The 23169-nt window shown below is 71.7% G+C and carries 21 protein-coding genes; 12 read left to right on the top strand and 9 right to left on the bottom strand.

Annotated elements, in window-relative coordinates:
- Positions 1-4 precede the first annotated feature (4 nt).
- Positions 5-3325 (bottom strand): AfsR/SARP family transcriptional regulator, encoded by a 3321-nt coding sequence (locus ACIQI8_RS12430; RefSeq protein ID WP_402348031.1) that lies wholly within the window; start codon positions 3323-3325, stop codon positions 5-7.
- 275 nt (positions 3326-3600) lie between these two features.
- Here ACIQI8_RS12430 and ACIQI8_RS12435 point away from each other — a divergent pair, with 275 nt between their 5' ends.
- Positions 3601-4401, top strand: a complete 801-nt coding sequence (locus ACIQI8_RS12435; RefSeq protein WP_402348034.1) for a site-2 protease family protein — start codon at positions 3601-3603, stop codon at positions 4399-4401.
- On the opposite strand, the gene ACIQI8_RS12440 is transcribed toward ACIQI8_RS12435, so the two are convergent.
- The 3 genes from ACIQI8_RS12440 to ACIQI8_RS12450 all read right to left on the bottom strand — a co-directional run bounded on the left by ACIQI8_RS12440 (position 4391) and on the right by ACIQI8_RS12450 (position 6467).
- Complete coding sequence (locus ACIQI8_RS12440; RefSeq protein ID WP_402348037.1) at positions 4391-4576, bottom strand: hypothetical protein; 186 nt, start codon at positions 4574-4576, stop codon at positions 4391-4393. The two genes, ACIQI8_RS12435 and ACIQI8_RS12440, sit on opposite strands and share 11 nt — an antisense overlap.
- Positions 4577-4639: 63 nt before the next feature.
- On the bottom strand, positions 4640-5356 hold the full coding sequence (gene npdG, locus ACIQI8_RS12445) for an NADPH-dependent F420 reductase (protein WP_402348040.1): 717 nt from the start codon (positions 5354-5356) through the stop codon (positions 4640-4642).
- A 37-nt stretch (positions 5357-5393) separates the two neighbouring features.
- Positions 5394-6467: an exo-alpha-sialidase gene (locus ACIQI8_RS12450; protein WP_402348043.1), complete on the bottom strand. Its 1074-nt coding sequence runs from the start codon at positions 6465-6467 to the stop codon at positions 5394-5396.
- Between the two features lie 115 nt (positions 6468-6582).
- Between ACIQI8_RS12450 and ACIQI8_RS12455 the strand changes: the two genes are divergently transcribed.
- Together ACIQI8_RS12455 and ACIQI8_RS12460 are read left to right on the top strand one after the other, a co-directional pair.
- A complete protein-coding gene (locus ACIQI8_RS12455) occupies positions 6583-7185 on the top strand; it encodes a hypothetical protein (protein WP_402348046.1) in 603 nt (200 codons plus the stop codon).
- 83 nt (positions 7186-7268) lie between these two features.
- Positions 7269-8600: an MFS transporter gene (locus tag ACIQI8_RS12460; protein ID WP_402348049.1), complete on the top strand. Its 1332-nt coding sequence runs from the start codon at positions 7269-7271 to the stop codon at positions 8598-8600.
- Between the two features lie 125 nt (positions 8601-8725).
- Here ACIQI8_RS12460 and ACIQI8_RS12465 read toward each other — a convergent pair whose 3' ends face one another.
- Positions 8726-8956, bottom strand: a complete 231-nt coding sequence (locus tag ACIQI8_RS12465) for a hypothetical protein (protein WP_402348052.1) — start codon at positions 8954-8956, stop codon at positions 8726-8728.
- 58 nt (positions 8957-9014) lie between these two features.
- On the opposite strand from ACIQI8_RS12465, the gene map reads away from it, so the two are divergent.
- Both map and ACIQI8_RS12475 read left to right on the top strand, forming a co-directional pair.
- A complete protein-coding gene (gene map, locus ACIQI8_RS12470) occupies positions 9015-9872 on the top strand; it encodes a type I methionyl aminopeptidase (RefSeq protein ID WP_402348055.1) in 858 nt (285 codons plus the stop codon).
- Positions 9873-10037: 165 nt separating this feature from the next.
- Positions 10038-10685, top strand: coding sequence for a heme oxygenase (biliverdin-producing) (locus ACIQI8_RS12475; protein WP_402348057.1), 648 nt, complete (start codon positions 10038-10040; stop codon positions 10683-10685).
- 1 nt (position 10686) lies between these two features.
- Here the strand turns inward: ACIQI8_RS12475 and ACIQI8_RS12480 are convergent, their stop codons facing one another.
- The 3 genes from ACIQI8_RS12480 to ACIQI8_RS12490 form a co-directional block, all read right to left on the bottom strand.
- Positions 10687-11331 carry a PhzF family phenazine biosynthesis protein gene (locus tag ACIQI8_RS12480; protein WP_402348060.1) on the bottom strand — a complete coding sequence of 215 codons (645 nt, stop codon included), beginning with the start codon at positions 11329-11331 and terminating at the stop codon, positions 10687-10689.
- Positions 11332-11392: 61 nt separating this feature from the next.
- Complete coding sequence (locus ACIQI8_RS12485) at positions 11393-12847, bottom strand: HtaA domain-containing protein (RefSeq protein ID WP_402348063.1); 1455 nt, start codon at positions 12845-12847, stop codon at positions 11393-11395.
- A 50-nt stretch (positions 12848-12897) separates the two neighbouring features.
- A complete protein-coding gene (locus ACIQI8_RS12490) occupies positions 12898-14286 on the bottom strand; it encodes an HtaA domain-containing protein (protein WP_402348065.1) in 1389 nt (462 codons plus the stop codon).
- Positions 14287-14420: 134 nt separating this feature from the next.
- Between ACIQI8_RS12490 and ACIQI8_RS12495 the strand changes: the two genes are divergently transcribed.
- From ACIQI8_RS12495 to ACIQI8_RS12525, 7 genes are all read left to right on the top strand, one after another.
- The gene (locus ACIQI8_RS12495; protein ID WP_402348068.1) at positions 14421-15413 is read left to right on the top strand and encodes a hemin ABC transporter substrate-binding protein; all 993 of its coding nucleotides are present in this window, start codon (positions 14421-14423) and stop codon (positions 15411-15413) included.
- A complete protein-coding gene (locus ACIQI8_RS12500) occupies positions 15410-16492 on the top strand; it encodes a FecCD family ABC transporter permease (RefSeq protein WP_402348071.1) in 1083 nt (360 codons plus the stop codon). The genes ACIQI8_RS12495 and ACIQI8_RS12500 overlap by 4 nt, the downstream gene beginning before the upstream one ends.
- 540 nt (positions 16493-17032) lie before the next feature.
- The gene (locus ACIQI8_RS12505; RefSeq protein WP_402348074.1) at positions 17033-17863 is read left to right on the top strand and encodes a heme ABC transporter ATP-binding protein; all 831 of its coding nucleotides are present in this window, start codon (positions 17033-17035) and stop codon (positions 17861-17863) included.
- A gap of 189 nt (positions 17864-18052) precedes the next feature.
- Complete coding sequence (efeO, locus tag ACIQI8_RS12510) at positions 18053-19201, top strand: iron uptake system protein EfeO (protein WP_402348077.1); 1149 nt, start codon at positions 18053-18055, stop codon at positions 19199-19201.
- 10 nt (positions 19202-19211) lie between these two features.
- The gene (gene efeB / locus ACIQI8_RS12515; RefSeq protein WP_402348080.1) at positions 19212-20507 is read left to right on the top strand and encodes an iron uptake transporter deferrochelatase/peroxidase subunit; all 1296 of its coding nucleotides are present in this window, start codon (positions 19212-19214) and stop codon (positions 20505-20507) included.
- Between the two features lie 3 nt (positions 20508-20510).
- Positions 20511-21383, top strand: a complete 873-nt coding sequence (gene efeU, locus ACIQI8_RS12520; protein WP_402348082.1) for an iron uptake transporter permease EfeU — start codon at positions 20511-20513, stop codon at positions 21381-21383.
- Positions 21343-22335, top strand: coding sequence for a hypothetical protein (locus ACIQI8_RS12525; protein WP_402348085.1), 993 nt, complete (start codon positions 21343-21345; stop codon positions 22333-22335). Before efeU ends, ACIQI8_RS12525 begins: the two co-directional genes overlap by 41 nt.
- Positions 22336-22377: 42 nt before the next feature.
- Here the strand turns inward: ACIQI8_RS12525 and ACIQI8_RS12530 are convergent, their stop codons facing one another.
- Positions 22378-23124: a bifunctional DNA primase/polymerase gene (locus ACIQI8_RS12530; RefSeq protein WP_402350390.1), complete on the bottom strand. Its 747-nt coding sequence runs from the start codon at positions 23122-23124 to the stop codon at positions 22378-22380.
- Positions 23125-23169: the final 45 nt, after the last annotated feature.

Genomic DNA, 23169 nt, shown 5'->3' on the forward strand with positions numbered 1-23169 from the left:
CGCGTCAGGCAGTGCCTTGCACCAGGGCGGCGGCCTCCTCCAGGGAGAGGCCGCCGCCCTCCGCGTACGCGGCCTCGTACTCGGCGTCGCCGAGGGCGGCGCGGGCGTGCCGCTCGGCCCGCTCGAACACCTCGCGCTCCATGGACGTCGAGCAGTTGCCCGGCGGCAGGTTCGCCACGCCCGCCCCGAGGCAACGGGCGGCGTCGCCGGCCCGGCGGCCGCCCTCCACCTCGGAGAGGCTGATCGCGGCGAGGGCCAGGTACAGGGACCGCATGTGCGGGGCCATGGCCCTGGACAGCGGGTCGGCCGACCGGTCCAGCGCCTTGCGGACCTTCTCCAGGGAGAGGTCGTAGTCGCCGGCGACCGCCTCCACCCAGGCCTCCCCGCCGAGGATGAAGGCGTCGAAGACCAGGAAGTGGGAGATCTCGAACTCCCGTCGCAGTACCACGAGTTGGCTGCGCGCCTCGTCGATACGGCCGGTGGTGGCGAGCCGGCCCGCGAGGAACATCCGCGCGGCGGGCATGGCTTCGTTGCCTGAGCCGTCCTTGCGCTCGATCACCTCGCGCAGCAGCCGCTCGCCCCGCTCGGGCTCGCCCGACTCGATGAGCGCGCTGCCGAGCCGGGCCTGCAGCACCGCCACCTGACCGCGGGCGCCCAGCCGCTGCGCCTGCTCGGTGGCCGCCTCGTAGTCCCCCGCGGCGAGCACGTACTCGCCGATCCGCTCCCGGGCCTCGCCGCGCGCGGACAGCGCCTCCGCGGTGCCCCAGGCGTCGCCGAGCCGGTCGAAGATCCGCAGCGACTCGTCGGCGTCACGAGCGGCGTCACCGGCCCAGTCGCTGCGGTTGGCCAGGAGGTTGGCGCGCATCTGGAGGGTGGCGGCCAGCTCCCACTCCATGCCGGGGGTGGTGCGGCAGGTGTGGACGCAGGCGTCGAGGATCACCGGCAGCATGTCCACGTTGCCGGTCAGCATCACGGCGTAGAACCAGAGCATGGCGGGGGTGCGGCAGGTCTGCGGCATGCCGGGTTCGTAGACCTCGGTGATCAGGCGCAGTTTCTCCTTGGCCGCCGGGGACTCCCAGGCCTCCAACTCGGTGTCCATGCAGGCGAGATGGGCGAGATGGATGCCGCGGCGGGCCTCGGCGAGGAGTTCGCCGGTCAGCGGGGGCGGGACGTCGGTGCAGCGCTCGCGGACGGGGGCGGCGCGGCGCAGCGGGACGGCGAAGGGGTCGGGACCCAGGGCCATGACCTCGGCGCACCAGTTGCGGGCCTCGATGCGGGCGTCGCGCATCTGCCAGTACCAGACCAGCGACAGGGCGAGGCTGAGGGCCTCCTGTTCGTCGCGCTCGGCGACGGCGTGCCGCAGGGCGGTGCGCAGGTTCTCGTACTCGCGCTCCAGCAGTTCGATGGCGGCGAGCTGTCCGGGGCCGCGCAGCAACGGGTCGGTGGTGCGGGCGAGTTCGCGGTAGTACGTCAGATGCGCGCGCTCGGTGGCGGCGCGCCGGCCGGTCTCGTCGAGGCGCTCCCCCGCGTACTCGGCGACGGTCTCCAGGAGCCGGTAGCGCATGCCGTCGTCGCCCGAAGGGGCCGCCACCACAAGGGACTTGTCGACGAGCGAGCCCAGCGCCTCCAGCGCGACCGGGCCGCACACCGCCTCGGCCGCGACGAGGTCGCAGCCGCCGGCGAACACCGAAAGGCGGCACAGGACGTCCCGTTCGTCCGCGTCGAGCAGGTCCCAGGACCAGTCGACGACCGCGCGCAGGGTCTGCTGGCGGGGCAGGACGGTACGGCTGCCGGAGGTGAGCAGCCGGAAGCGGTCGTCGAGCCGGTCGGCGATCTGACGCGGCGTCAACATCCGCAGCCGGGCCGCCGCGAGCTCGATGGCCAGCGGCAGTCCGTCGAGCCGACGGCAGATCTCGGCACAGGCCTCGGGGTCGTCCTCGACCCGGAACCCGGGCCGGGCGGCGGCCCCGCGGTCGGCGAGCAGCCGCAGCGCGCTCGGCTCGGGCAGCGGCTCCACGGGCCGCAGCAACTCCCCCGGTACGCCGAGGGGTTCACGGCTGGTGGCGAGCACCGTCAGTTCGGGGCAGCGGGCCAGGAGCTCCTCGACGAGGCGGGCGGCGGCGTCGATGACGTGCTCGCAGTTGTCGAGGACGATCAGCATGCGGCGTTTGCCGAGGTGTTCGGCGAGCCGGTCCAGGGGCTCGTCGTGCCGGTCGCTGCCCGCCGCCCGCATGGCCTCGGCACCGGCGCCGTACAGCACGGTCTCGCGGGCGCCGACGGCGGTGAGCACGGCCTCCGGCACGGAGTCCGGGTCGTCCACGGGAGCGAGTTCGGCGAGCCAGACGCCGTCCCGGGTGGCGTACCGCACCTTCTCGGCGGCCTCCTGCGACAGCCGTGTCTTCCCGGCCCCGCCGGGTCCGAGCAGCGTCACCAGCCGGGCGGCGGCGATGTCACCCCGGATGGCATCGATGTCGGCCTCCCGGCCGACGAAGGAGGTGAGCCGGGCCCTGAGGTTGCCAAGAGGCGGGGCGGGTGTGGTCTGGGCAGCGGCCGGCGCCGAGGGGCGAGGGGTGCTCGCGGCACCCGCCTCCCCGTCCGCCGACCGGAGCAACTCCCCGTGCAGGGCGCGCAGTTCAGGCCCCGGGTCGGAGCCGAGCCGGTCCGCCAGGAGCCGCCGTACGTCCTCGTAGGCGGCCAGCGCCTCCGCCGTGCGGCCGGCGGCGCGCAGGGCCTTGAGGCGCAGGGTCTGGAGGGCTTCGTCGAGGGGGTGGGTGTCGCACAGGGCGGTCAGTTCGGGCAGGGCCGTGTCCGCGTCGCCGAGGGCGAGCGCGGCCGAGAGCCGGGCGCGGCGGGCGTCCAGGCGCCGGGTCTCCCAGCGGGACGCCTCCCCCGTGCGGTCGGGCAGGTCGGCCAGGGCCGGGCCATGCCACAGGGCCAGCGCGTCGTCCAGGGCCTCCGCCGCCTTCGCGGGGTTGCCGTCGGCCAGCGCCCGCAGCCCCTCGGCGGTCAGCCGCTCGAAGCGGTGCAGGTCGATGTCGTCGGCGGCGACGGCGAGCCGGTACCCGCTCTCCGCCGAGGCGATCGCCTCGGCACCGAGCGCCCGGCGCAACCTGCCCACCAGCGCCTGCAGCGCACCGGTCGCGTCCGCCGGCGGGTCCCCGCCCCACACCTCGTCCACCAGGAGGCTCGCGGGAACCGTCCGCCCGGGCCGCAGAGCGAGCACGGTGAGCAGCGCGCGCAGCCGCGTCCCGCCGACCGGGACGGCCGTGCCGTCGGGGCGGAGTGCCTGGGTGGTGCCGAGAATGCGGTAGCGCACGGGGTCCATTGTCTCCGGTCGTATCGGGGCCGGTCACGGGGTTCGGGTACACGGGGTGGCGCGGGGGCTGGATCAGGGGGTTTCGGCGGCCTCAGGGGGATCGGGCGGGCTCAGGGAACCGATCCCGCACGCGGCCCCGCCCCACGCTTCACGCACCCCACCGCTTCTCGACGCCCCATCCCCCCACCTTCCCCGGAACCAAGGACCCTTCGCGAGACGTTTTCCCCGTACGCCCGGTACCGTCGGGCAGTCCCACCGCGCGCGCATTCAGTCCAGGGAGCCCGATGACCACCGCCACCACCCGCCACAGCGACCGCCGGATCAGTCCCGTCTTCCTCGGGATCCTGGCCGTCACGGCGGTCACGGGATGGGCCACCTGGACGGGGTTCGCCGAGCAGCCCGGCGTGGCCGTGTTCCTGTTCGTGACGGCCGCCTGGATCGTCTCACTGTGTCTGCACGAGTACGCACACGCGCGTACGGCGCTGCACAGCGGCGACATCTCCGTGGGCTCCAAGGGTTATCTCACGCTGAACCCGCTGAAGTACACGCACGCCCTGCTCAGCATCGTGCTCCCCGTGCTCTTCGTGATCATGGGCGGCATCGGTCTGCCCGGTGGGGCCGTGTTCATCGAGCGGGGACGGATCCACGGGCGCTGGAAGCACAGCCTGATCTCGGCGGCGGGCCCGCTGACGAACGTGCTGTTCGCGGCCATCTGCACCGCGCCGTTCTGGCTGCACGCGCTGGACGGGGTGCCGCGGGACTTCCAGTTCGCGCTGGCCTTCCTCGCGCTGCTCCAGGTCACGGCCGCGATCCTGAACTTCCTGCCGGTGCCCGGTCTGGACGGCTATGGCGTGATCGAGCCCTGGCTGTCGTACAACGTCAAGCGCCAGGTGGAGCCGTTCGCGCCGTTCGGCCTGCTGTTCGTGTTCGCGCTGCTGTGGGTGCCGTCGATCAACACGTACTTCTTCGACGTGATCGACGCGATCCTGCGCGGCCTGGGGATCAACGACTTCTCGACCTACTGCGGTCAGGAGCTGTACCGCTTCTGGCAGGGAACGAACGACTTCTGCTCGGTCAGCGGGTGACGGAACGGGTCTCGGTGCCCCGGCCTCGCCTCAGGTAGTACCAGCACATGTTGGACGACAGCCCCGCCAGCAGCACCCACACGATGCCGATCCAGCTGCCCTGCACGAAGGAGACGACCGCCGCGGCCACCGCGAGGACGCAGACGACGAGGGCGTAGAGGGCCAGGCGGGGCATTCGATCGGCTCCTGTCGAGGGACGGGGGAAACTGACGGGCACCCACCAGTCTCCCCCACCCGCTCACACGTCCGTGACGCGCAGCCCCGCGTGTGCCTTGTAGCGGCGGTTCACCGAGATCAGGTTCGCCACCAGGGACTCCACCTGGTGGGCGTTGCGCAGCCGGCCGGCGAAGACTCCGCGCATGCCGGGGATGCGGCCGGCCAGGGCCTGCACGATCTCGACGTCGGCCCGCTCCTCGCCGAGGACCATCACATCGGTGTCGATCTCCTCGATCTCCGGGTCCTGCAGCAGGACCGCCGAGAGATGGTGGAAGGCGGCGGCGACCCGGGAGTCCGGCAGCAGGGCGGCGGCCTGTTCGGCGGCGCTGCCCTCCTCCGGCTTCAGCGCGTAGGCGCCCTTCTTGTCGAAGCCGAGCGGGTTGACGCAGTCGACGACCAGCTTGCCGGCCAGTTCCTCGCGCAGGGACTCAAGGGTCTTGCCGTGGCCGTCCCAGGGCACGGCGACGATCACGACGTCACTGCGCCGCGCGGTCTCCGCGTTGTCGGCGCCCTCGACGCCGTACCCGAGCTCGTCGGCGGCGGCCTGCGCGCGCTCTGCGGCCCGCGAGCCGATGATCACCTTCTGGCCGGCCCGGGCCAGCCGGTAGGCGAGGCCCTTGCCCTGCGGGCCGGTCCCGCCGAGGACGCCGACGACCAGACCGGAGACGTCGGGGAGGTCCCACGGGTCCTTGGCGGGGGCCTTCGCGGGGGTCTGTGCAGCACTGTCGGTAGAGGTCATGGGCCGACTGTACGTGCGCCCCGACCCCCCTCGCCGGTCAGGTGAGCGCCGTCACGGGCACTGTGCGGAATACGACTCGTTCGTACGCCCCGAAGTCGCCGGTCTCGTAGAGGAGTCCGACCGTCCGGGCGTCGACGCGGACGAGGTCGGAGTAGGCGGCGGGCAGGCCGTCGGCCGTGAAGACCGGACGCCAGGTCCTCCCGCTGTCGGTGGAGGCGCGGACGGTCATCAGGGCGCGGCCGTCGGGGAGGGCGGGGCCGGAGAAGAGGAGGACGTCGGGGTCGTCGAGCTGGAGCAGGCTGCCCTCGCAGACGGGTCCGGTGAGGCCGGCCTGGGGGCGGAAGGGGGTGTGCAGGGTCCGGCCGCCGTCCTCGGAGTGGGCGTCGGCGCGGTTGCCGGGCGACGGGGAGTCGTTGCGGGTGTTGAAGTAGACGCGGCCGTCGGGGAGTTCGGCGGCGGTGGTCTCGTTGCAGTTGATGTAGCCGTTGGTGTTCTCGTCGACGTAGCCGAGGTACCAGGTCTCGCCCCGGTCGTCGCTGAGCAGGCAGTGGCCGCTGTTGTACTTGGCCTCGTCGCCGATGTCGGTGCCGGTGGGCGGCAGGGTGTGGTTGGCGGGGACGACGACCCTTCCGGTGCTCAACTGCAGGGCGTGGCCGGGGGTGGTGGCGTACCAGCGCCAGCCGGGCCGCTTCACCGACGCGGTGATCTCGACCGGGTCCGACCAGGTGAGCCCGTCGTCGTCGCTGTGCCGCACCCACACCCGGCGTCCGTCGGCGTCCGTCACCTCGCCCCGCAGGATCAGGTCCTCGGAGGCGGTGGCGGCCGACCGGACGTGCACCAGGAGGATCCGGCCGGTGTCGAGGACGACCGGGGCGGGATTGCCGGCGAGGTCGGTGCCGTTGCTCGCCGCGACCTGGAGCGGGCCCCAGGTGCGGCCGCCGTCGGTGGACCGCTTGACCACGATGTCGATGTGGCCGTAGTCGCGCGCGGAGGCGACCCGGCCCTCGCAGAAGGCGACCAGGGTGCCGGCGGCGGTGCGGACCACGGCCGGGATCCGATAACTGGCGTACCCCTCGCGGCCGGCGCGGAAGGGGACGGTGGCCTCTGCCATGGACGTACTCCTCGTGATCGTCGTTGATCTCCGACAACTGACCCGATTGCCCAAGTTGGGCGAATTCGTGGTGAACACCGGATCACGAACCGCCGGTTGGTGCAGGATGCGGGGCATGGACTCCGTACGTGTCGCGCTGCTGCGTGAAGTGCTCGCCGGGACCGAATGGCTGGGCGCCACAAGGAGGTTCGCGGGGGCGCTGCGCGGGTCGGTCGTCTCGCACGGCGGTGGGCTGCTCCTCGTCGGCACCCCGGAGTACGAGCCCTGGCATCTGGCGGCCCACCTCGTCGACGAGGCCGCCTGGTCGGGTACGCCGGAACTGGCACCGACGCTCGTACGGCACGGGGCACAGGCCGCGGACCCCGCCCATCTGGCCGTCGGTCTCGGCCGGTTGGCGGCGGCCCGGCGCGGCGAGACGCTGCTCGTGGTGTCGCCGGGCGGACCGGACGTGCCCCTCCTGGAGCGTGTGCACGACGCCCGCCGGGCCGGGGCGACGGTCCTGGCGCTGGGCCCCGGTGAAGAGCAACTGGTCTCCCTGGCCCACGAGTCACTCACGGTCCCGCAGGGCTCCGAACTCGACCTCGACACCGTCCAGCACCTGGTGAGCGCGGCGGCCGGCGAGACCCCGCTCCCCGCGCCCCGGGGCCACCGCCGCTTCAGGGACCGCCTGTCCCGGCTGGCCGACCAGTTGACGGCACCGCCGCCGGCCCGCTGGTAGCCCGGTAGGGGCGAGGCACCGCAGGTGGGGCGCCCGGAAAAGCGTTTGCCCCGGGCAGCCATGCAGCCCGAACATGGCACTTCGTGACCGAAGACGCCCCCGAAACCCCCTCCCGCCTGCGCGGCCTCCTGCCCGATCTCGCCCCCTGGCGGGCCTCACGGGACTTCCGGCGGCTGTGGTTCTCGGGGATGATCTCGACCTTCGGCAGCTTTCTGACCTTCGTCGCGCTGCCGGTGCAGATCAAGGAACTCACCGAGTCCGCGGCGGCCGTGGGGGCGATCGGGGCCGTGGAGCTGGTGCCGCTGATCGTCTTCGGGCTGTACGGCGGTGCGCTGGCCGACGCCCTGGACAAGCGGAAGCTGATCCTGTGGACGGAGGCCGGACAGGGCCTGCTGTCCGCGCTGCTGCTGGTCAACGCGCTGCTGCCGAGCCCCGCCGTCTGGCCGCTGTACGTCGTCGCCGCGCTCTCCTCCGCCCTGGTCTCCGTACAGCGCCCCGCCCTCGACTCGCTCTGGCCCCGGATCGTGGCGCACGAACACCTGCCGGCCGCGGCCTCGCTGAACGCGCTGCGCTGGACGGTCGGCGGCGTCGCCGGACCGGCCCTCGCGGGCGTGGTCGTGGCATACGCGGGCCTCGGCTGGGCGTACGGCGCCGACCTGTTGACCTTCGTCGTCTCCGCCGCCCTCATGGTCCGCATCGCCGCCGCCCCCGCCGCGCGCGAGGCCGCGAAGCCGTCGCTGGCCGCGATCGTCGAGGGCGCCCGGTACGCCTGGAGCCGCAAGGAACTGCTCGGCACCTACGCCGTCGACCTGGCCGCGATGTTCCTGGCGATGCCGCTCGCCCTGCTGCCCTTCCTCGCGGACGAGCTGAACGCCGAGTGGTCACTGGGCCTGATGTACGCGGCCGTGCCGTTCGGGGCGATGCTGGTGGGCCTGACCGGCGGCTGGACCTCGCGGGTGCACCGGCACGGGCGGATGGTGGTCCTGTCGGCCGCGCTGTGGGGCCTGGCGATCGCGTGCGCCGGCGTCGCCGGCAACGTATGGCTGGTGCTGCTCTTCCTGACCGTGGCCGGCAGCTGCGACATGGTCAGCGGCATCTTCCGCAGCGCCATGTGGAACCAGACCATCCCAGACGAGCTACGGGGCCGGCTCGCCGGGATCGAACTGCTCTCGTACTCCGTCGGACCCACCCTCGGCCAGGTCAGGTCGGGCGGATTCGCCGCCTGGTGGGGCGTACGGGCGTCCGTCTGGTCGGGCGGGCTGCTGTGCGCGGGCGCGGTCGGGCTGCTGGCGCTGTGCCTGCCGGGGCTGATGCGCTACGACGAGCGGACCAGCGAGCACGCGGCACGCGTGCGTGCGCAGCGGAAGGCGACCGCCGCGGTGCCGTCGGCGAGCCAGGCGCAGGCCCAGGCGTAGACCCAGGCGTAGGCATTGGCATCCCCATCGGGCACCGGCATCGGCACGGAGGTGGTGGAGACAGGCATGGGGCCCGGGCGGAAGCACGGACGTGGGTCCGCGCCTCCGACCGGGCCCGGGTCCGGCTACTTGCCCTCGGGGCCGCCCTTGGGGGCGTCGTGCCAGTTGGGGTCGTTCTCCCACTCCAGGTTGCGCTCGCGGGCCGTCTCCATCGCGTGCTCGGCCTCCTGACGGCTCGCGTAGGGCCCGAAGCGGTTCTTGCCGGGGCAGTCGGGCCCCTCCTCGACCGTCTTGTGTTCGAGGCAGTAGTACCACTCGCCCGGTTTGCCGACCGTGCGCTTCTTGAACAAGGCCATGACCTGCTCCTCTCGCCACCGACATGTTCCCCCACGGCGGCTCGTTAGACTCGCTGGCATGTCTGGCCAGTCGCTGCTCGTACCAGGGGAGCTCTCCCCCACCCGTCAAGTACCCGGAAACATCCGCCGCCCCGAGTACGTGGGCAAGCCCGCGCCGGCGCCGTACACCGGGCCGGAGGTGCAGACGCCCGAGACGATCGAGGCGATGCGCGTCGCCGGGCGGATCGCCGCGCGGGCGATGGCGGAGGCCGCGAAGCTGATCTCCCCCGGCGTCACCACCGACGAACTGGACAAGGTGGCGCACGAGTACATGTGCGACCACGGCGCCTATCCGTCGACGCTCGGCTACCGCGGCTTTCCCAAGTCCCTGTGCACCTCCGTCAACGAGGTGATCTGCCACGGCATTCCGGACTCGACCGTGCTGCGGGACGGCGACATCGTCAACCTCGACGTGACGGCGTACATCGGCGGGGTGCACGGCGACAACAACGCGACCTACCTGGTCGGGGACGTCGACGAGGAGTCGCGGCTGCTGGTGGAGCGGACCCGGGAGGCCCTCGACCGGGCGATCAAGGCCGTCAGGCCGGGCCGGCAGATCAACATCATCGGCCGGGTCATCGAGTCGTACGCCAAGCGCTTCGGCTACGGCGTGGTCCGGGACTTCACCGGCCACGGGATCAACTCGTCCTTCCACTCCGGGCTGATCATCCCGCACTACGACAGCCCGCACGCGACGACGGTCATCCAGCCCGGGATGACGTTCACGATCGAGCCGATGCTGACGCTCGGGACGTACGAGTACGACATGTGGGACGACGGGTGGACGGTCGTGACGAAGGACCGGAAGCGGACGGCCCAGTTCGAGGACACGCTGGTGGTGACGGAGACGGGGGCGGAGATCCTCACGCTGCCGTAGTCCTCCGGAGGGGTACACGGCTCGGATCGATGCCGAAGCGGCTCGCTCTCTCGGAGGGCGGGCCGTTTTCTTGTACTCTTTTACCGACACGCTGTCGGCATCTTTACCGACCAAAAGTCGGGAAGCTGTTGACTTAGGTAAGGCTTACCTCAGAAAATGGCGCGCATGGACTCCTTCTCGACAGTCATCCGCACCGCTTCCCACGAGCAGCATGTGGAGGCGGAGACCTCGACGTTCATGAGCGATCTGCTCGGCGGGCGGCTGGGGGTGGACGCGTACGCGCGCTACACCGAGCAACTGTGGTTCGTGTACGAGGCGTTGGAGGCGGCCGCGGCGCGACTGGCGTCGGATCCGGTGGCCGGGCCCTTCATTCAGCCCGAGTTGTTCCGGTTGCCCGCGCTGGAGCGGGACCTGACGCATCTGCGGGGAGCCGACTGGCGGTCCGGCCTGACCGCACTGCCGGCGACGCATGCGTACGCGGACCGGGTGCGGGAGTGCGCCGAGCAGTGGCCGGCCGGTTACATCGCCCACCACTACACGCGCTACCTCGGCGATCTCTCCGGCGGCCAGATCATCCGCGACAAGGCGGAGCGGACGTGGGGGTTCGCGCGCAAGGGCGACGGCGTGCGGTTCTACGTCTTCGAGGAGATCGCCAACCCGGCGGCGTTCAAGCGGGGTTACCGGGAACTGCTGGACGCGGTGCGGGCGGATGACTTGGAGAAGCAGCGAATCGTGTCCGAGTGCAAGAACGCGTTCGCGCTGAACACGGGAGTCTTCCGGGCGTTGGGCGAGGAGTTCTCGCTCAGCGCCTGACCTAGCGTTCCAGAAACACTCGCCCGCCGACTTCCACCCATCCCCCAGGCTGCGGAGCCGTCAGTATCTGCGACCCGGCCCCCTGCGTGATGTTGAGCGCCCGTCCCAGCTGGTCCGTCAGGAGCAGTGCCGCCGCGCCCGTCGCCTCGTCCTCGTCGATGCCGTCGTCGCGGCCGGGGAAGGCGCGGGCGCGGACGCGTCCGGCGGCCTCGTCCTCCCAGGCCCAGGCGTAGAGCCACTCCCCCGGCGGCGGCACCGGCAGGGCGTCGACCTCGGCGGCCGTGCCGTACTGGCGCAGGGTGCGCGGCGGCACCCACTCCGCGCGGGCCTCGATCCAGCTGAACTCGCCGTCGAGGCGAGCGCCCACGACCCCGGCCGGAGTGACCAGTTCGGGCACGTCGAGGAGCCAGGCCGAGCCGACGCAGGGGTGGCCGGCGAAGGGCAGGCGCAGGGTGGGGGTGTAGATGTCGATGACCCCGCGCTCGGGGTCGTCGACGAACACGGTCTCACTGAAGCCGAGTTTGCCCGCGAACGCCTGCCGCTCGTCCGGGTCGGGCAGGGTCGAGCCCTCGCGGACGACGGCGAGTTCGTTGCCGTATCCGCCGTTGGGCGCGCAGAAGACACGGAGCACGTCGTAGTCGGTCACGCGGGAATTGAAGCATCCCGGGGACACAGGCGGTTCCCTGCGCCCCCGGTCCGGCAAGGACTTACGCCTGCGTACGCCGCCTGCGCATCGCGAACACGACTCCCGCGCCCGCCGCCACCGCGACCGCCGAGGCCGTGCCGAGTGCGGTGACCGGTACGTCCGAGCCGGTCGACGCGAGGCCGCCGCTGATGCCGCCCGTCGTCGAGCCGGTCGTGCCCGAACCGCCGGTGGAGCCGCCGGAGGAAGGGCCGGAGGAGGTGCCGGAACCGCTCGAGCTGCCGTCGGACGGCAAGGTGGCGTCGTCGCTGAGGGCCACCGAGAGGGTGACGGGGTCGAGTTCAGCGCCGGAGGCGTAGTAGCCGCTGAAGGCCTTCGCACCGGCCTCGGTGAGGGTCGCGGTGATGCCGGAGACGGTGATGACGTCGTCCTCGGGGGTGAGGGCGGCGTCGTTGGTGCTGAGGTCGGCCAGGACCACGTCGGCGGTCGCCTTGCCGAGGCTGGTGACGTCCGCGGTCAGCTCGCCCTTGCCGCCGTCGAGGTCGACCTCCAGGCCGCTGAGGGTGAGGTCGAGGGCGTAAGTGCCGTTCGTCTCATGGCCCTTGAAGTTCACCGCGCCCTCGAAGGCGACGGAGAGGGTGTCCGCGTCGTTGTCGTAGGAGCCGGTCGCGTCGGGGAACGTGAAGGCGCCGTTGCCGGTGGCCTGGGTCGCGCCGTCCGATGCCGTGATCCTGCCGCTGGCGACGCTGCCCACGACGTAGGTGCGGAAGGACTCCTTGACGCCCCAGCCGAGCCTGCCGTCGAGGATCTCGCCCTCGGCAGCGGGCTCGGACTCCGACTCGGAGGGCGTCGGCGAGGGAGTGGCGGTGTCCGTCGCCGTGGGCGTCGCGGTGGGGGTGGTGGTCGGGGTGGGTGTGGGCGTCGGGGTCGGGGTGGGCGTCGTCGACGGCGGCGGCGAGCTGGGCGGGGTCGGAGCCGTCACCGTCAGCGGGTCGCCGGCCGCGCCCTCGTAGCCGGGGCTGCCGAGGGTGTCGGCGGCCTCCTTGGTCAGCGTGGTCGCCATGTCCTTCAACTCGCGCGTGACGGTGACCTTCGCGAGCGGCACGTCCTGTGTCGTCGTCCCGCCCTTGGTCACGTCCGCCGTCAACTCGGCGTCCTTGCTGTCGAACTGGACGTCCGACAGGCTGATGTCGAAGCCGTGCAGCGTGGAGACGACGTTCAGGCTGCCCTGGAAGGCGAGGTCCACCGTGTGCGCGTCGGAGTCGTAACTGCCCGCGCCCTGGACGAAGGTGAAGGCGCCGTTGCCCGCCGCCTGCGAGGCGCCGCCCGCCGGGGTGAAGGTGCCGGCCGCGGCGCCGGTCACGTAGGTGCGGTACGACTGCTTGATGCCCCACGTCAACTCGTAGCCGCTGAGCGGCACTTCGGCGGCCGACGCGCTGGTCGCGGCGAACGCGCCGGCGCCCAGGGTGACCGCGACGGCGGCGGCGAGGGCGATGGATCTGGGTGTGGCGGCTGGCATGGCGGGATCGTCTCCTCGTGATGATGGTGGTGGTGGCGTTTGCGGGGGGATCAGCCCTTGTCGGCCGTGGCTCGGGTGCGACGGGCGCGGATCACCGCGTAGGCGGCGGCCGTCAGCAGCAGGGCGCCGCCCGTGAGGCCCACGGGGAGGACCGGGAAACCGTCGCCGTCGGTGGTGCTCGCGGCGCGGACCGGTTCAGCGGACGGCTTCGAGGGCGTGGGGCTCAGGGTGGGTGTGCTGCCCAGGTCGGGCAGGGCGGGGAGGACGGCGTCGCCGGTGAGGGCGACGGCCAGGGAGACCGGGTCCATCGCGGTGCCCGCCTGGTACATGCCGCCGAAGGCCTTGGCGCCCCTGGCGGTGAGCTTCGCGGGGGCCTCGGTCAGCTTCACCACTCCGTCGGCGGCCTTGAGGCCCTTCGCTGGGAAGGTGACCAGCGGAACCTTCTCACCGGTGAAGTCCGCCCTCGTGACGTCGGCGTAGAGGGTGCCCTTGCCGTCCCGCACGGCGGCCTGCACCGCGCGCAGCCTCAGATCGAGGCCCTGCTCGCCGGTGAAGCGGACCGCGCCGGCGAAACTCGCGGTCAACTCACCCTTCTCATACGTCCCTTCGCCGTCCGGGAAGCGGAAGAGCGCGCCGCCGTCCTCGGCACCGTCGGACAGCGTCCACGTGCCGCGGGCGATGTCACCGGTGACGTACTCGCGGAAGGTGCGGCGCACGCCCCAGTCGGCGGCGCCGTCCTTGATGGCGTCGGTGGCGGCCGGCTTCTTCTCCTTCTTCGCCGCTGACTTGGTGGGCGTCGGCGAGGAAGTGGCCCTGGCCGCCTGGATGTCCGCCGTGAGGCTGACGGGGTCCAGGGCGGTGCCGGCCGAGTAGTAGCCGGCGAAGGACCTGGCGCCCTGGGCGGTGAGGGTGGCGGGCAGGTTGTTCAGGACGACCGAGGTGCCGCCGCCCTTCATGTTGATGCCGCCCAACGAGAGGGTGGCGAAGGGCACTTGAGAGGACGTCGTGACCGTCCCGGTGCCCTTCGCCTTGCTGACGACGTCCAGGTAGAGCGTTCCGGTGGCGCCGGAGAGGCGGACGGTGGGGCGACTGAGGGTGAGGTCCAGCTGGTAGGTGCCGTCGCCTTCCTTGTGGCCGACGAAGTGCACCCCGCCGGCATAGGAGGCGTTGAACGCGCCGGTGGTGCCGTCATAGGTGCCGGTCGCCGAGGGGAAGCGGAACTGGCTGCTGCCCACGGTCGCCGCGCCGCCGGTGAGGGAGTAACTCCCCTTGGCTATCGGGCCGGTGACATAGCTCTGGAAGGACGACTTGATGCCCCAGTCGAGCCGGCCTCCCCGCACGGTGCTGCTGTCCGCGTGCGCGGCAGTGACCGGGAGCAGCAGGGCGCCCAGCACGGCCGTGCACAGCACGGTGATCAGGGCACGTAGGCGCGCGGGCATGGAAAGTCCTCCGGATACGACTGCCGGTAGCGAACGAAGGTAAGGCTAACCTAAGCTTTGCCTGCCGAAAACAGTCGGCGGACCTGGTCATGGACCGGGCGTGAACCGGAAGGACGAACGGGACCGTGCGACGCTTGCGCACTCGACTGGCAGGAGCACTGGTCTCCGTGCTCGCCCTCACGCTCACCGCGACCGCCTGCGGAGGGGGCGAAAGCAAGACCCCTGCGGCGGCTACGACCACGGCGGCCAACCGGGTGGAACCGCTGGCCGGCACCCCGGAGCCCGACCTGCCGGTGACCGTCACCTCCGCCGACGGCAACAAGGTGACCGTCTCCGGCGCGCGGCGGATCGTGCCGCTCTCCGGCAGCCTCAGCGAGATCGTGTTCACGCTCGGGCTCGGCGACCGGGTGGTCGCCCGGGACATCACCGCCACCTTCCAACAGGCGGCGAAGCTCCCGGTGGTCACCCGCAACCACGACGTCTCCGCCGAGAGCGTGCTGTCCCTCAAGCCGGATCTGGTCCTCGCCGAGGCCACGACGGGACCGGAGGAGGCGATGGGGCAGATCCGCGCCGCCGGTGTCCCGGTCCTGGTCGTCGACCCGGCCCAGGGCCTCGACGACGTCGGCCCGCGCATCCAGGCGGTCGCCGACGCGCTCGGCGTACCGGCCGCGGGGAGGGAACTGACGAAGCGCTCCGAAGCACGAATAGCCGCCGCACAGAAAGCAGTTCCCACGCACACGGACAAACCGCGGGTCGCCTTCCTCTATCTGCGCGGCTCGGCCTCCGTCTATCTCATCGGCGGCAAGGGCTCGGGCGCGACCTCGCTCCTGGAGGCGGCCGGGGCGGTCGACGCGGGCGCCGAGTCGGGGCTGGACAAGGACTTCACGGCCATCACCACGGAGGCCCTGGCGAAGGCCGCGCCGGACGCGATCCTCGTCATGACCAAGGGACTTGAGTCAGTCGGGGGCATGGACGGACTGGTGAAGATCCCGGGCGTGGCCCAGACCCCGGCCGGCATGAACCGCCGGGTCGTCTCGATCGAGGACGGCGTGCTGCTCAACTACGGGCCGCGCACCGACCAGGTGCTGAAGTCGATCGTCGACCAGCTGTACGGCGACGCCAAGTGACCGTTCTCGACAAGCGGTTGGTGACGGAGAGCCCCGCACCGGCACGCCCCCGACGCAGCACCGCCTGGACCCTGACCGCAGGTCTGGTGCTCGCCCTGCTGATCCTCGTGCCCGCCGCCGCCGGGCTCGGCGCCTACCCCATCCCGGTCGGTGACGTCCTCTCCTCCGTCCAGCACCGGATCGGACTCGGCGGCGCGGCCCTGGACCGCGTACCGGAGTCGGTCCTGTGGAACGTGCGCTTCCCACGGATCGTGCTCGCGCTACTGGTGGGTGCCTCGCTGGGTTGTGCGGGCGCGTTGATGCAGGGCGTGTTCGGCAATCCGCTCGCCGAGCCCGGGGTCATCGGCATCTCGTCGGGCGCGGCGGTGGGCGCGGTCGCGGTGATCGCGTTCGGGCTGAACTTCCTTGGCACGTGGACGGTTTCGGTGTTCGCCTTCGTGGCGGGGCTCGGCACGGTCCTGCTGGTGTACGCGACCTCGCGCTCCGGCGGCCGTACGGAGGTCGTGACGCTGATCCTGACCGGCATCGCGCTGAACGCCTTCGCGGGGGCGCTGATCGGTCTGTTCCTCTTCTTCGCGGACACCACGGCCGTCAACCAGATCACGTTCTGGCAGCTCGGCTCGCTCTCCCAGGCGACCTGGCCGAAGGTGCTCGCGGTGCTGCCGTGCGCGGCGCTCGGCCTGGCCCTGGCGCCCCTGTACTCCCGCCGCCTGGACCTCCTCGCGCTCGGCGAACGCCCGGCCCGGCACCTCGGTGTGGACGTGGAAAGGCTGCGCCTGACACTGGTCCTTCTGATCGCCCTGCTCACCGCTGCCGCGGTCAGCGTCTCCGGCATCATCGGCTTCGTCGGCCTGGTCGTCCCGCACCTGCTGCGCATGGCGGCGGGCCCCGGCCACCGCTTCCTCGTCCCCGGCAGCGCCCTGCTCGGCGCGCTGGTCCTCCTGGCGGCCGACCTCACGGCCCGCACGATCGCCGCCCCCGCGGAACTCCCCCTCGGCGTCCTCACCGCCCTCCTGGGCAGCCCGTTCTTCTTCTGGCTGCTCCTCAGAACCCGACGCAGACAAGGGGGTTGGGCATGAGGCGCCGCCCATTCATGGACAGCGACCAGGTGTCGAGGGGTGTTGAGGTCATGCGATACGCGGGCGTCCTGGCCCTGCGCTATGCCGGCACCCCGCCCTCGTCCCGCCTCCCCTGCCCCCGCCCCCGTCCGCCGGGCGTGCGCTCAACCGGCCCCAACTCCGCCTGCCCGCCCTGCAGGCGCTCCGCGCCGCCCTAGACGACCTCGCCGCCGCGGCGACCGCCGCCACCCCACCCACGACAGTCCACGAGGACGACGCACTCCGCCGCTGTCCGACCGCCGACGACCACGACACCCAGGGCCCCCGGCGGTGAACCACCCGCAGCCGCGTACGGCGGGAAGGGGACGGGCCGGGGGGTGTCCGCCCGCAGTGTCCGGTGTCAAGACACGGCCCGTCCAGAACTCCATGTGCCACCGGACCGAGGACGGACACCCCCCGGCCCGGCCCCGACCCACATCCCACCTGAGCGCCAATCCACCCCCTTCCGCCTTCCTCCGCCCCCTCCGCCCCCCTCCGCCCCCTCCGCCCAAGGACGGCCGTATGAGACTCCTGCGCCCCCGGCCGACCCCACCCACCCCCGCCGAACCCGGAGACGTACTCGCCGAGGCCGTGCGGCTTCACATTCGGCTCGGGACCCGTGAGGTGCTGCACGGTGTCGACGTGCAGGCGCGGGCCGGCGAGATCCTCGCCCTGGTCGGGCCCAACGGGGCGGGAAAGTCCACCCTGTTGGGCGCACTCGCCGCCGACTTGCCGCCGACCGCCGGCACTGTCCGTATCGACGGCCGCCCCACCACCGAGTGGACCACCCCCGAACTCGCCCTGCGCCGGGCGGTACTCCCCCAGTCGGCGACGCTCTCCTTCCCCTTCACCGTGGAGGAGGTCGTCCGGATGGGCCGTGCCCCGCACCTCGCGACGCACGCCTCCGCACCCGCCGAGGACGACCTCGCCGTCGCCGACGCGATGGCCCGTACCGAGGTGACCGCGTTCGCCGCGCGTCCCTTCAACGCGCTGAGCGGCGGCGAGCGCGCCCGGGTCGCCCTCGCACGCGTACTCGCCCAGCGCGCCCCGCTGTTGCTGCTGGACGAGCCGACCGCCGCGCTCGATCTGAGACACCAGGAGCTGGTGCTGCGGCTGTGCCGGGAGCGGGCGCGGGCGGGGGACGCCGTGGTCGTCGTACTGCACGATCTGGGGCTCGCCGCCGCCTACGCGCACCGGGTCGCGATCCTGTGCGCCGGGCGGGTCGCCGCGGCCGGCCCGCCGGCCGAGGTCTTCACCGAGGCCTTGCTCTCCCGGGTCTACGACCAGCCCGTCGAGGTCCTTCAACACCCGCGCACGGACGCGGTTCTGATCACCCCGAGACGAATCCTTTGAAGTTCCTTTGAAGGTTTCTTGGGGTACGTTTTAGGTCGCCGTGATCGGCCCGTGCCCGTAGGTCTGCCATGAGAGCTGAATCACCGCATGGGTGGGTATCACGCAGGCAAGGCTCAGTTAAGTTAGGCGAGCCTCACCATCCCCGTGTGAGCCCCGACACGCGATTTTTCGCCATCCTCAGGAGCCTGCATGCGAGCCGTCAGACTCTCCGCCGTCACCGCAGTCGCCACCGCCGCGGCCCTGGCCGCCGTCACCGGCTGCACCGAGAAGAGCTCGGGCGACGGTGACGACGCGATCCAGGTGACCGCCGCCGACTCCAAGTGCGACACCTCCACCACGTCGGTGGCGGCCGGTCAGGTCACCCTGAAGATCGAGAACACGGGCTCCAAGGCGACCGAGGTCGAGATCCTCTTCCCGGACGACCGGATCGTCTCCGAGAAGGAGAACATCGGCCCGGGCACCAAGTACACGCTCACCGCCGAGGTCAAGGCGGGTTCGTACGAGATCGCCTGCCGGCCCGGCATGAAGGGCCACGGCGTCCGGCAGAAGCTCACGGTCACCGGCGGCTCGGTCGCCAAGCGCGACCCGAAGCTGGACGCGGCCGTCGCCGCCTACCGTGAGTACGCGCAGAACGAGGCCGACACGACGATCCCGAAGGTCGAGACGTTCGTCAACGCCATCAAGGCGGGCGACCTCACCGCCGCCCAGAACGCCTACGCTCCCTCCCGCGTCGGCTGGGAGACCACCGAGCCGATCGCCGAGTCGTTCGGGGACATCGACCCCAAGACCGACACCCGCGCCGACGGCCTGGAGAAGGGCCAGAAGTGGACCGGCTGGCACGCGCTGGAGAAGGCCCTGTGGCAGGACAAGAAGATCGGCGCCGAGCAGAAGGCCCTCGCCGATGAGCTGCTCACCGACCTGAAGGACTGGCAGAAGCGGGTCGGCAAGGCGGAGATCACCCCGACCTCGATGGCCAACGGCGCCAAGGAACTGCTCGACGAGGTCGCCACCGGCAAGGTCACCGGTGAGGAGGACCGCTACTCGCACACCGACCTGAGCGACTTCAAGGCCAACGTCGACGGCGCGCAGAAGGCGTACGAGCTGCTCAAGCCGGTCGCCCAGAAGAACGACGCGGCCCTCACCACCGAGCTGGACAAGCAGTTCGCCTCGCTCAACACGCTGCTGGACAGGTACCGCTCCGACAGCCCGCACGACAAGGCGTACAACGGCTTCGTGTCGTACGCCACGGTCACCAAGCCCAAGCAGAAGGAGCTGTCGGACGCGGTCAACGCCCTAGCGGAGCCGCTCTCCAAGCTCGCCGCCACCGTCGTGAAGTAGGGGACCGACCATGACGGACACGCAGGAAGCCGCCACCGAGGCCGCCGACTCCAAGGCACCCTCGCGGCGTTCGCTGATCGGCTGGGGCGGTGCCGGGCTCGCGCTCGGCGCCGCCGTGGCCGGCGGCACGGTCGCGGCGGTCCGCTCCGGCGACGACATGGACCCGGCCGCCGCCGAGACGGGCGCGGCGGTCGCCTTCCACGGCGCCAACCAGGCCGGTATCGCCACGCCGGTGCAGGACAGGCTGCACTTCGCCGCGTTCGACGTACAGACCGAGGACCGCGCCGAGTTCGTGCGGATGCTGAAGGACTGGACCGAGGCGGCACGAAGGATGACCGCCGGGAAGGCGGTCGGGGACGGCGCGTACGGCGGTCTCGCCGAGGCGCCGCCGGACGACACCGGCGAGGCGCTGGGGCTCAAGCCCTCGCGGCTGACGCTGACGATCGGCTTCGGTCCCTCACTGTTCGAGAAGTTCGGCGAGAAGTTCCAGATCGCCGACCGACGGCCCGCGGCGCTGGCGGATCTGCCGCAGTTCCCCGGCGACAACCTCGACAAGACCCGTACCGGCGGCGATCTGTGCATCCAGGCCTGCGCGGACGACCCGCAGGTCGCCGTGCACGCGATCCGCAACCTCGCCAGGATCGGCTTCGGCACGGTCAACATCCGCTGGTCGCAGCTGGGTTTCGGCAAGACGTCCTCGACCACGCCCAACGCGCAGACCCCGCGCAACCTGATGGGCTTCAAGGACGGCACCCGCAACATCGCGGGCACCGAGACGGACCGGCTGAAGAAGTTCGTGTGGGTCGCCGACGGTGACGGGGACGCCAACTCGGCCTGGATGACCGGGGGTTCGTATCTGGTCGCCCGGCGGATCCGGATGCACATCGAGACCTGGGACCGCACCTCGCTGCAGGAGCAGGAGGACATCTTCGGCCGGGACAAGGGCGAGGGCGCGGCGGTCGGCAAGGCCAAGGAGCACGACCCGCCGTTCCTGAAGGCGATGAAACCGGACGCGCACGTCCGGCTCGCGCACCCCGACTCCAACCACGGGATCACGATCCTGCGCCGGGGCTACTCCTTCACCGACGGAACCGACGGCCTGGGCCGGTTGGACGCGGGCCTGTTCTTCCTCGCCTACCAGCGGGACGTCCGCGAGGGGTTCATCCCGCTGCAGCGGAGCCTGTCGGCGAAGGACGCCCTCAACGAGTACATCCAGCACGTGGGTTCGGCGGTCTTCGCCGTCCCGCCGGGCGTCCGCGACAAGGACGACTGGTGGGGCAGCACGCTGTTCTCCAAGGAGGCCTGACGCGTGTTCTCCAACTACCTGATCGGGCTGCGCGAGGGCCTGGAAGCCAGCCTCGTCGTCTGCATCCTGATCGCCTACCTGGTCAAGACGGACCGCAGGGACGCCCTGCGGCCGATCTGGATCGGCATCGCCGTCGCCGTGCTCATCGCGATGGGTTTCGGCTGCGCGCTCGAATTCGGCTCCCAGGAGCTGACGTTCCAGGCCCAGGAGGCGCTCGGCGGCTCGCTGTCGATCGTCGCGGTCGGCCTGGTGACGTGGATGGTGTTCTGGATGCGGCGCACCGCCCGGCACCTGAAGTCGGAACTGCACGGCAAGTTGGACGCGGCCCTCGCGATGGGCACGGGCGCGCTGGTCGCCACCGCGTTCCTCGCCGTCGGCCGCGAGGGCCTCGAAACCGCCCTGTTCGTATGGGCGTCGGTGCACGCGGCGAGCGACGGCACCCCGCGCCCGCTGGTCGGCGTCGCCCTCGGTCTCGCCACCGCCGTCCTCCTGGGCTGGCTCTTCTACCGCGGCGCCCTGCGGATCAACCTGGCCAAGTTCTTCACCTGGACCGGCGCCATGCTGGTCGTCGTCGCGGCGGGCGTGCTGGCGTACGGCTTCCACGACCTCCAGGAGGCCGACTGGGTCCCGGGGTTGACGAACCTGGCCTTCGACATCAGCGACACGATCCCGCCGGACAGCTGGTACGGCACCCTCCTCAAGGGCGTCCTCAACTTCCAGCCGGACCCGACCGTCCTCCAGGTCACGGTGTGGCTGCTGTACCTGATCCCGACGCTCGCGTTCTTCTTCGCCCCGGTAGGGTTCGCCTCCGGGAAGGGGAAGGTGAAGACACCTGATGAGCAGGGATCGCGGCCCTCGAAGGCTCCGCAGGCTTGACCGGCGCGTACTGACGGCGGCCTCGGTGACCGCTCTGTCACTGACGGCGAGCGGTTGTGTGGTGGTGCACGGCGAGCGCGAGGTGCTCCCCGCGACCACCCGGGCCGAGGCCGCCAAGGCACTTCAGCAGTTCACGACCGCGTACAACGCGGCGGACAAGGCCTACGACAGTTCGCTCGACGCCGACCATGTCACCGGCGCCCTGGGCGACATCGACGCGGCCCGGCTGAAGGCCGGTCACACCAACAGCCCGGCCGGCAATCCGGCGCACACGCCGCTGACGCTGACCGACGCGACGTTCACGATCCCGAAGAAGGCGGGCTGGCCGCGCTGGTTCGTCGCCGAGGCGAAGGGCAACAAGGGCGGAAACCTGCACTGGCTGCTGGTGTTCACCCGCGACGACCTGGCCGAGCCCTTCCAGGTGGCGTATCTGACGCTGATCTCGCCCGGCTCGCTGCCCGAGGTCAAGAAGGACGCCGCCGGCTGGGCCGAGGCCGTGCCCGCCAACTCCACCGAACTCACCGTCCCGCCCGCGCAGTTGAGCAACGACTACGCGACGTACCTGAAGAACGGCGGGCAGACCTTCGCCCCCGGCCCGCACACCGACCAGTGGCGCTCCCAGCGCGCGAAGTCGGCGAAGAAGCCGGGCCTGGTGACGCAGTACATCGACGAGCCGGTCACCAGCGGCGACTACGCCCCGCTGGCGCTGCGCACCGAGGACGGCGGCGCGCTGGTGTTCTTCACGACCCGGCGCTTCGAGAAGGAGACCGCCGCGGTGGGCACCTCGATCCCCACCCCGAACGCGAACGTGCAGGCCCTGACGACCGGCGAGATCAAGCAGTCGCTCACCATGGAGTTCGTCTCCAACGGGGTGGCACTGGACCCGAAGAGCGGCGGCAAGGTGACGATCATGGCCCGCCTGGAGGGGCTGACGTCGGCCGAGGGCTCCTGAACCGGATCCTGAACCACCCGGCCCCGCAGGAGAGTTGAGCGCTCAGTGGCGCGAAGGCCAGGCCGCGCTCGCGTGGTCGGGCTCCTCGCCCGCGTACCGGGCGCACGCGTCGGTGAGGGTCTCCAGCAGGCTCAGCGGGTCGGGCAGCGGGTGTTCGAGACCGCGCACCCACCGCACGGACCGGCCGTCGTCACCCGGGAGCCGGGCGGGCGGTACGAGGACGTAGGACCCGCGGCAGTGCCAGCGCAGTCCGTGGTGCTCGTCCATCGTCTCGGGGTGGCAGTCCAGCTCGCACGGCCACCACTCGTCCTCGTCCTCGGGGGTGCCGCGGGTGAGGGTGAAGAACAGCAGCCGGTCGTCGGAGCTCTCGGCGACGGGTCCGACCTCGACGCCGGCACCGAGCAGCCGCTCCAGCGCCGACCGGCCCGCCTCCAGCGGCACGTCCAGGACGTCGTGCACCATGCCGGTCGCGGTGATGAAGTTGGCCTGCGGCTGATGCCGGGCCCAGCGCTCGATCTGCGCCTTGTCGGTCGTGCACTGCGTCTGCCACGCGAAGGACACCGGGTGCCGCGCCGGGGTGGGACAGCCCACGCGGTCGCAGGAACAGCCGTAGCCGGCGGCCGGATACGCGGCGGGCGCGAGCGGCAGCCCCGCTCCGGCGGCCGCCAGCAGCAGGGCCTCACGTCCACCGTCGCCGGTGGCCTCCTTGGGCCCGCGTCCGCGCAGCCACTGGGAGATTCTGCCCTGCAGGCCGGTCCGGCCGGCCGAATCCGCGCGGTCCCCGCTCATCTGCACCTCGCCTCGCTGTCGTCCCAACAGCATGCCTCATGGTCC

Source organism: Streptomyces sp. NPDC092369 (assembly GCF_044755245.1).
Taxonomy (GTDB): domain Bacteria; phylum Actinomycetota; class Actinomycetes; order Streptomycetales; family Streptomycetaceae; genus Streptomyces.

Bases quoted from the DNA above. Each gene is read 5' to 3' on its own strand.
- ACIQI8_RS12430 (WP_402348031.1), bottom strand. From the start codon at position 3,325: ATGGACCCCGTGCGCTACCGCATTCTCGGCACCACCCAGGCACTCCGC.
- ACIQI8_RS12435 (WP_402348034.1), top strand. From the start codon at position 3,601: ATGACCACCGCCACCACCCGCCACAGCGACCGCCGGATCAGTCCCGTC.
- ACIQI8_RS12440 (WP_402348037.1), bottom strand. From the start codon at position 4,576: ATGCCCCGCCTGGCCCTCTACGCCCTCGTCGTCTGCGTCCTCGCGGTG.
- npdG (WP_402348040.1), bottom strand. From the start codon at position 5,356: ATGACCTCTACCGACAGTGCTGCACAGACCCCCGCGAAGGCCCCCGCC.
- ACIQI8_RS12450 (WP_402348043.1), bottom strand. From the start codon at position 6,467: ATGGCAGAGGCCACCGTCCCCTTCCGCGCCGGCCGCGAGGGGTACGCC.
- ACIQI8_RS12455 (WP_402348046.1), top strand. From the start codon at position 6,583: ATGGACTCCGTACGTGTCGCGCTGCTGCGTGAAGTGCTCGCCGGGACC.
- ACIQI8_RS12465 (WP_402348052.1), bottom strand. From the start codon at position 8,956: ATGGCCTTGTTCAAGAAGCGCACGGTCGGCAAACCGGGCGAGTGGTAC.
- map (WP_402348055.1), top strand. From the start codon at position 9,015: ATGTCTGGCCAGTCGCTGCTCGTACCAGGGGAGCTCTCCCCCACCCGT.
- ACIQI8_RS12475 (WP_402348057.1), top strand. From the start codon at position 10,038: ATGGACTCCTTCTCGACAGTCATCCGCACCGCTTCCCACGAGCAGCAT.
- ACIQI8_RS12485 (WP_402348063.1), bottom strand. From the start codon at position 12,847: ATGCCAGCCGCCACACCCAGATCCATCGCCCTCGCCGCCGCCGTCGCG.
- ACIQI8_RS12490 (WP_402348065.1), bottom strand. From the start codon at position 14,286: ATGCCCGCGCGCCTACGTGCCCTGATCACCGTGCTGTGCACGGCCGTG.
- ACIQI8_RS12505 (WP_402348074.1), top strand. From the start codon at position 17,033: ATGAGACTCCTGCGCCCCCGGCCGACCCCACCCACCCCCGCCGAACCC.
- efeO (WP_402348077.1), top strand. From the start codon at position 18,053: ATGCGAGCCGTCAGACTCTCCGCCGTCACCGCAGTCGCCACCGCCGCG.
- efeB (WP_402348080.1), top strand. From the start codon at position 19,212: ATGACGGACACGCAGGAAGCCGCCACCGAGGCCGCCGACTCCAAGGCA.
- ACIQI8_RS12525 (WP_402348085.1), top strand. From the start codon at position 21,343: ATGAGCAGGGATCGCGGCCCTCGAAGGCTCCGCAGGCTTGACCGGCGC.
- ACIQI8_RS12530 (WP_402350390.1), bottom strand. From the start codon at position 23,124: ATGAGCGGGGACCGCGCGGATTCGGCCGGCCGGACCGGCCTGCAGGGC.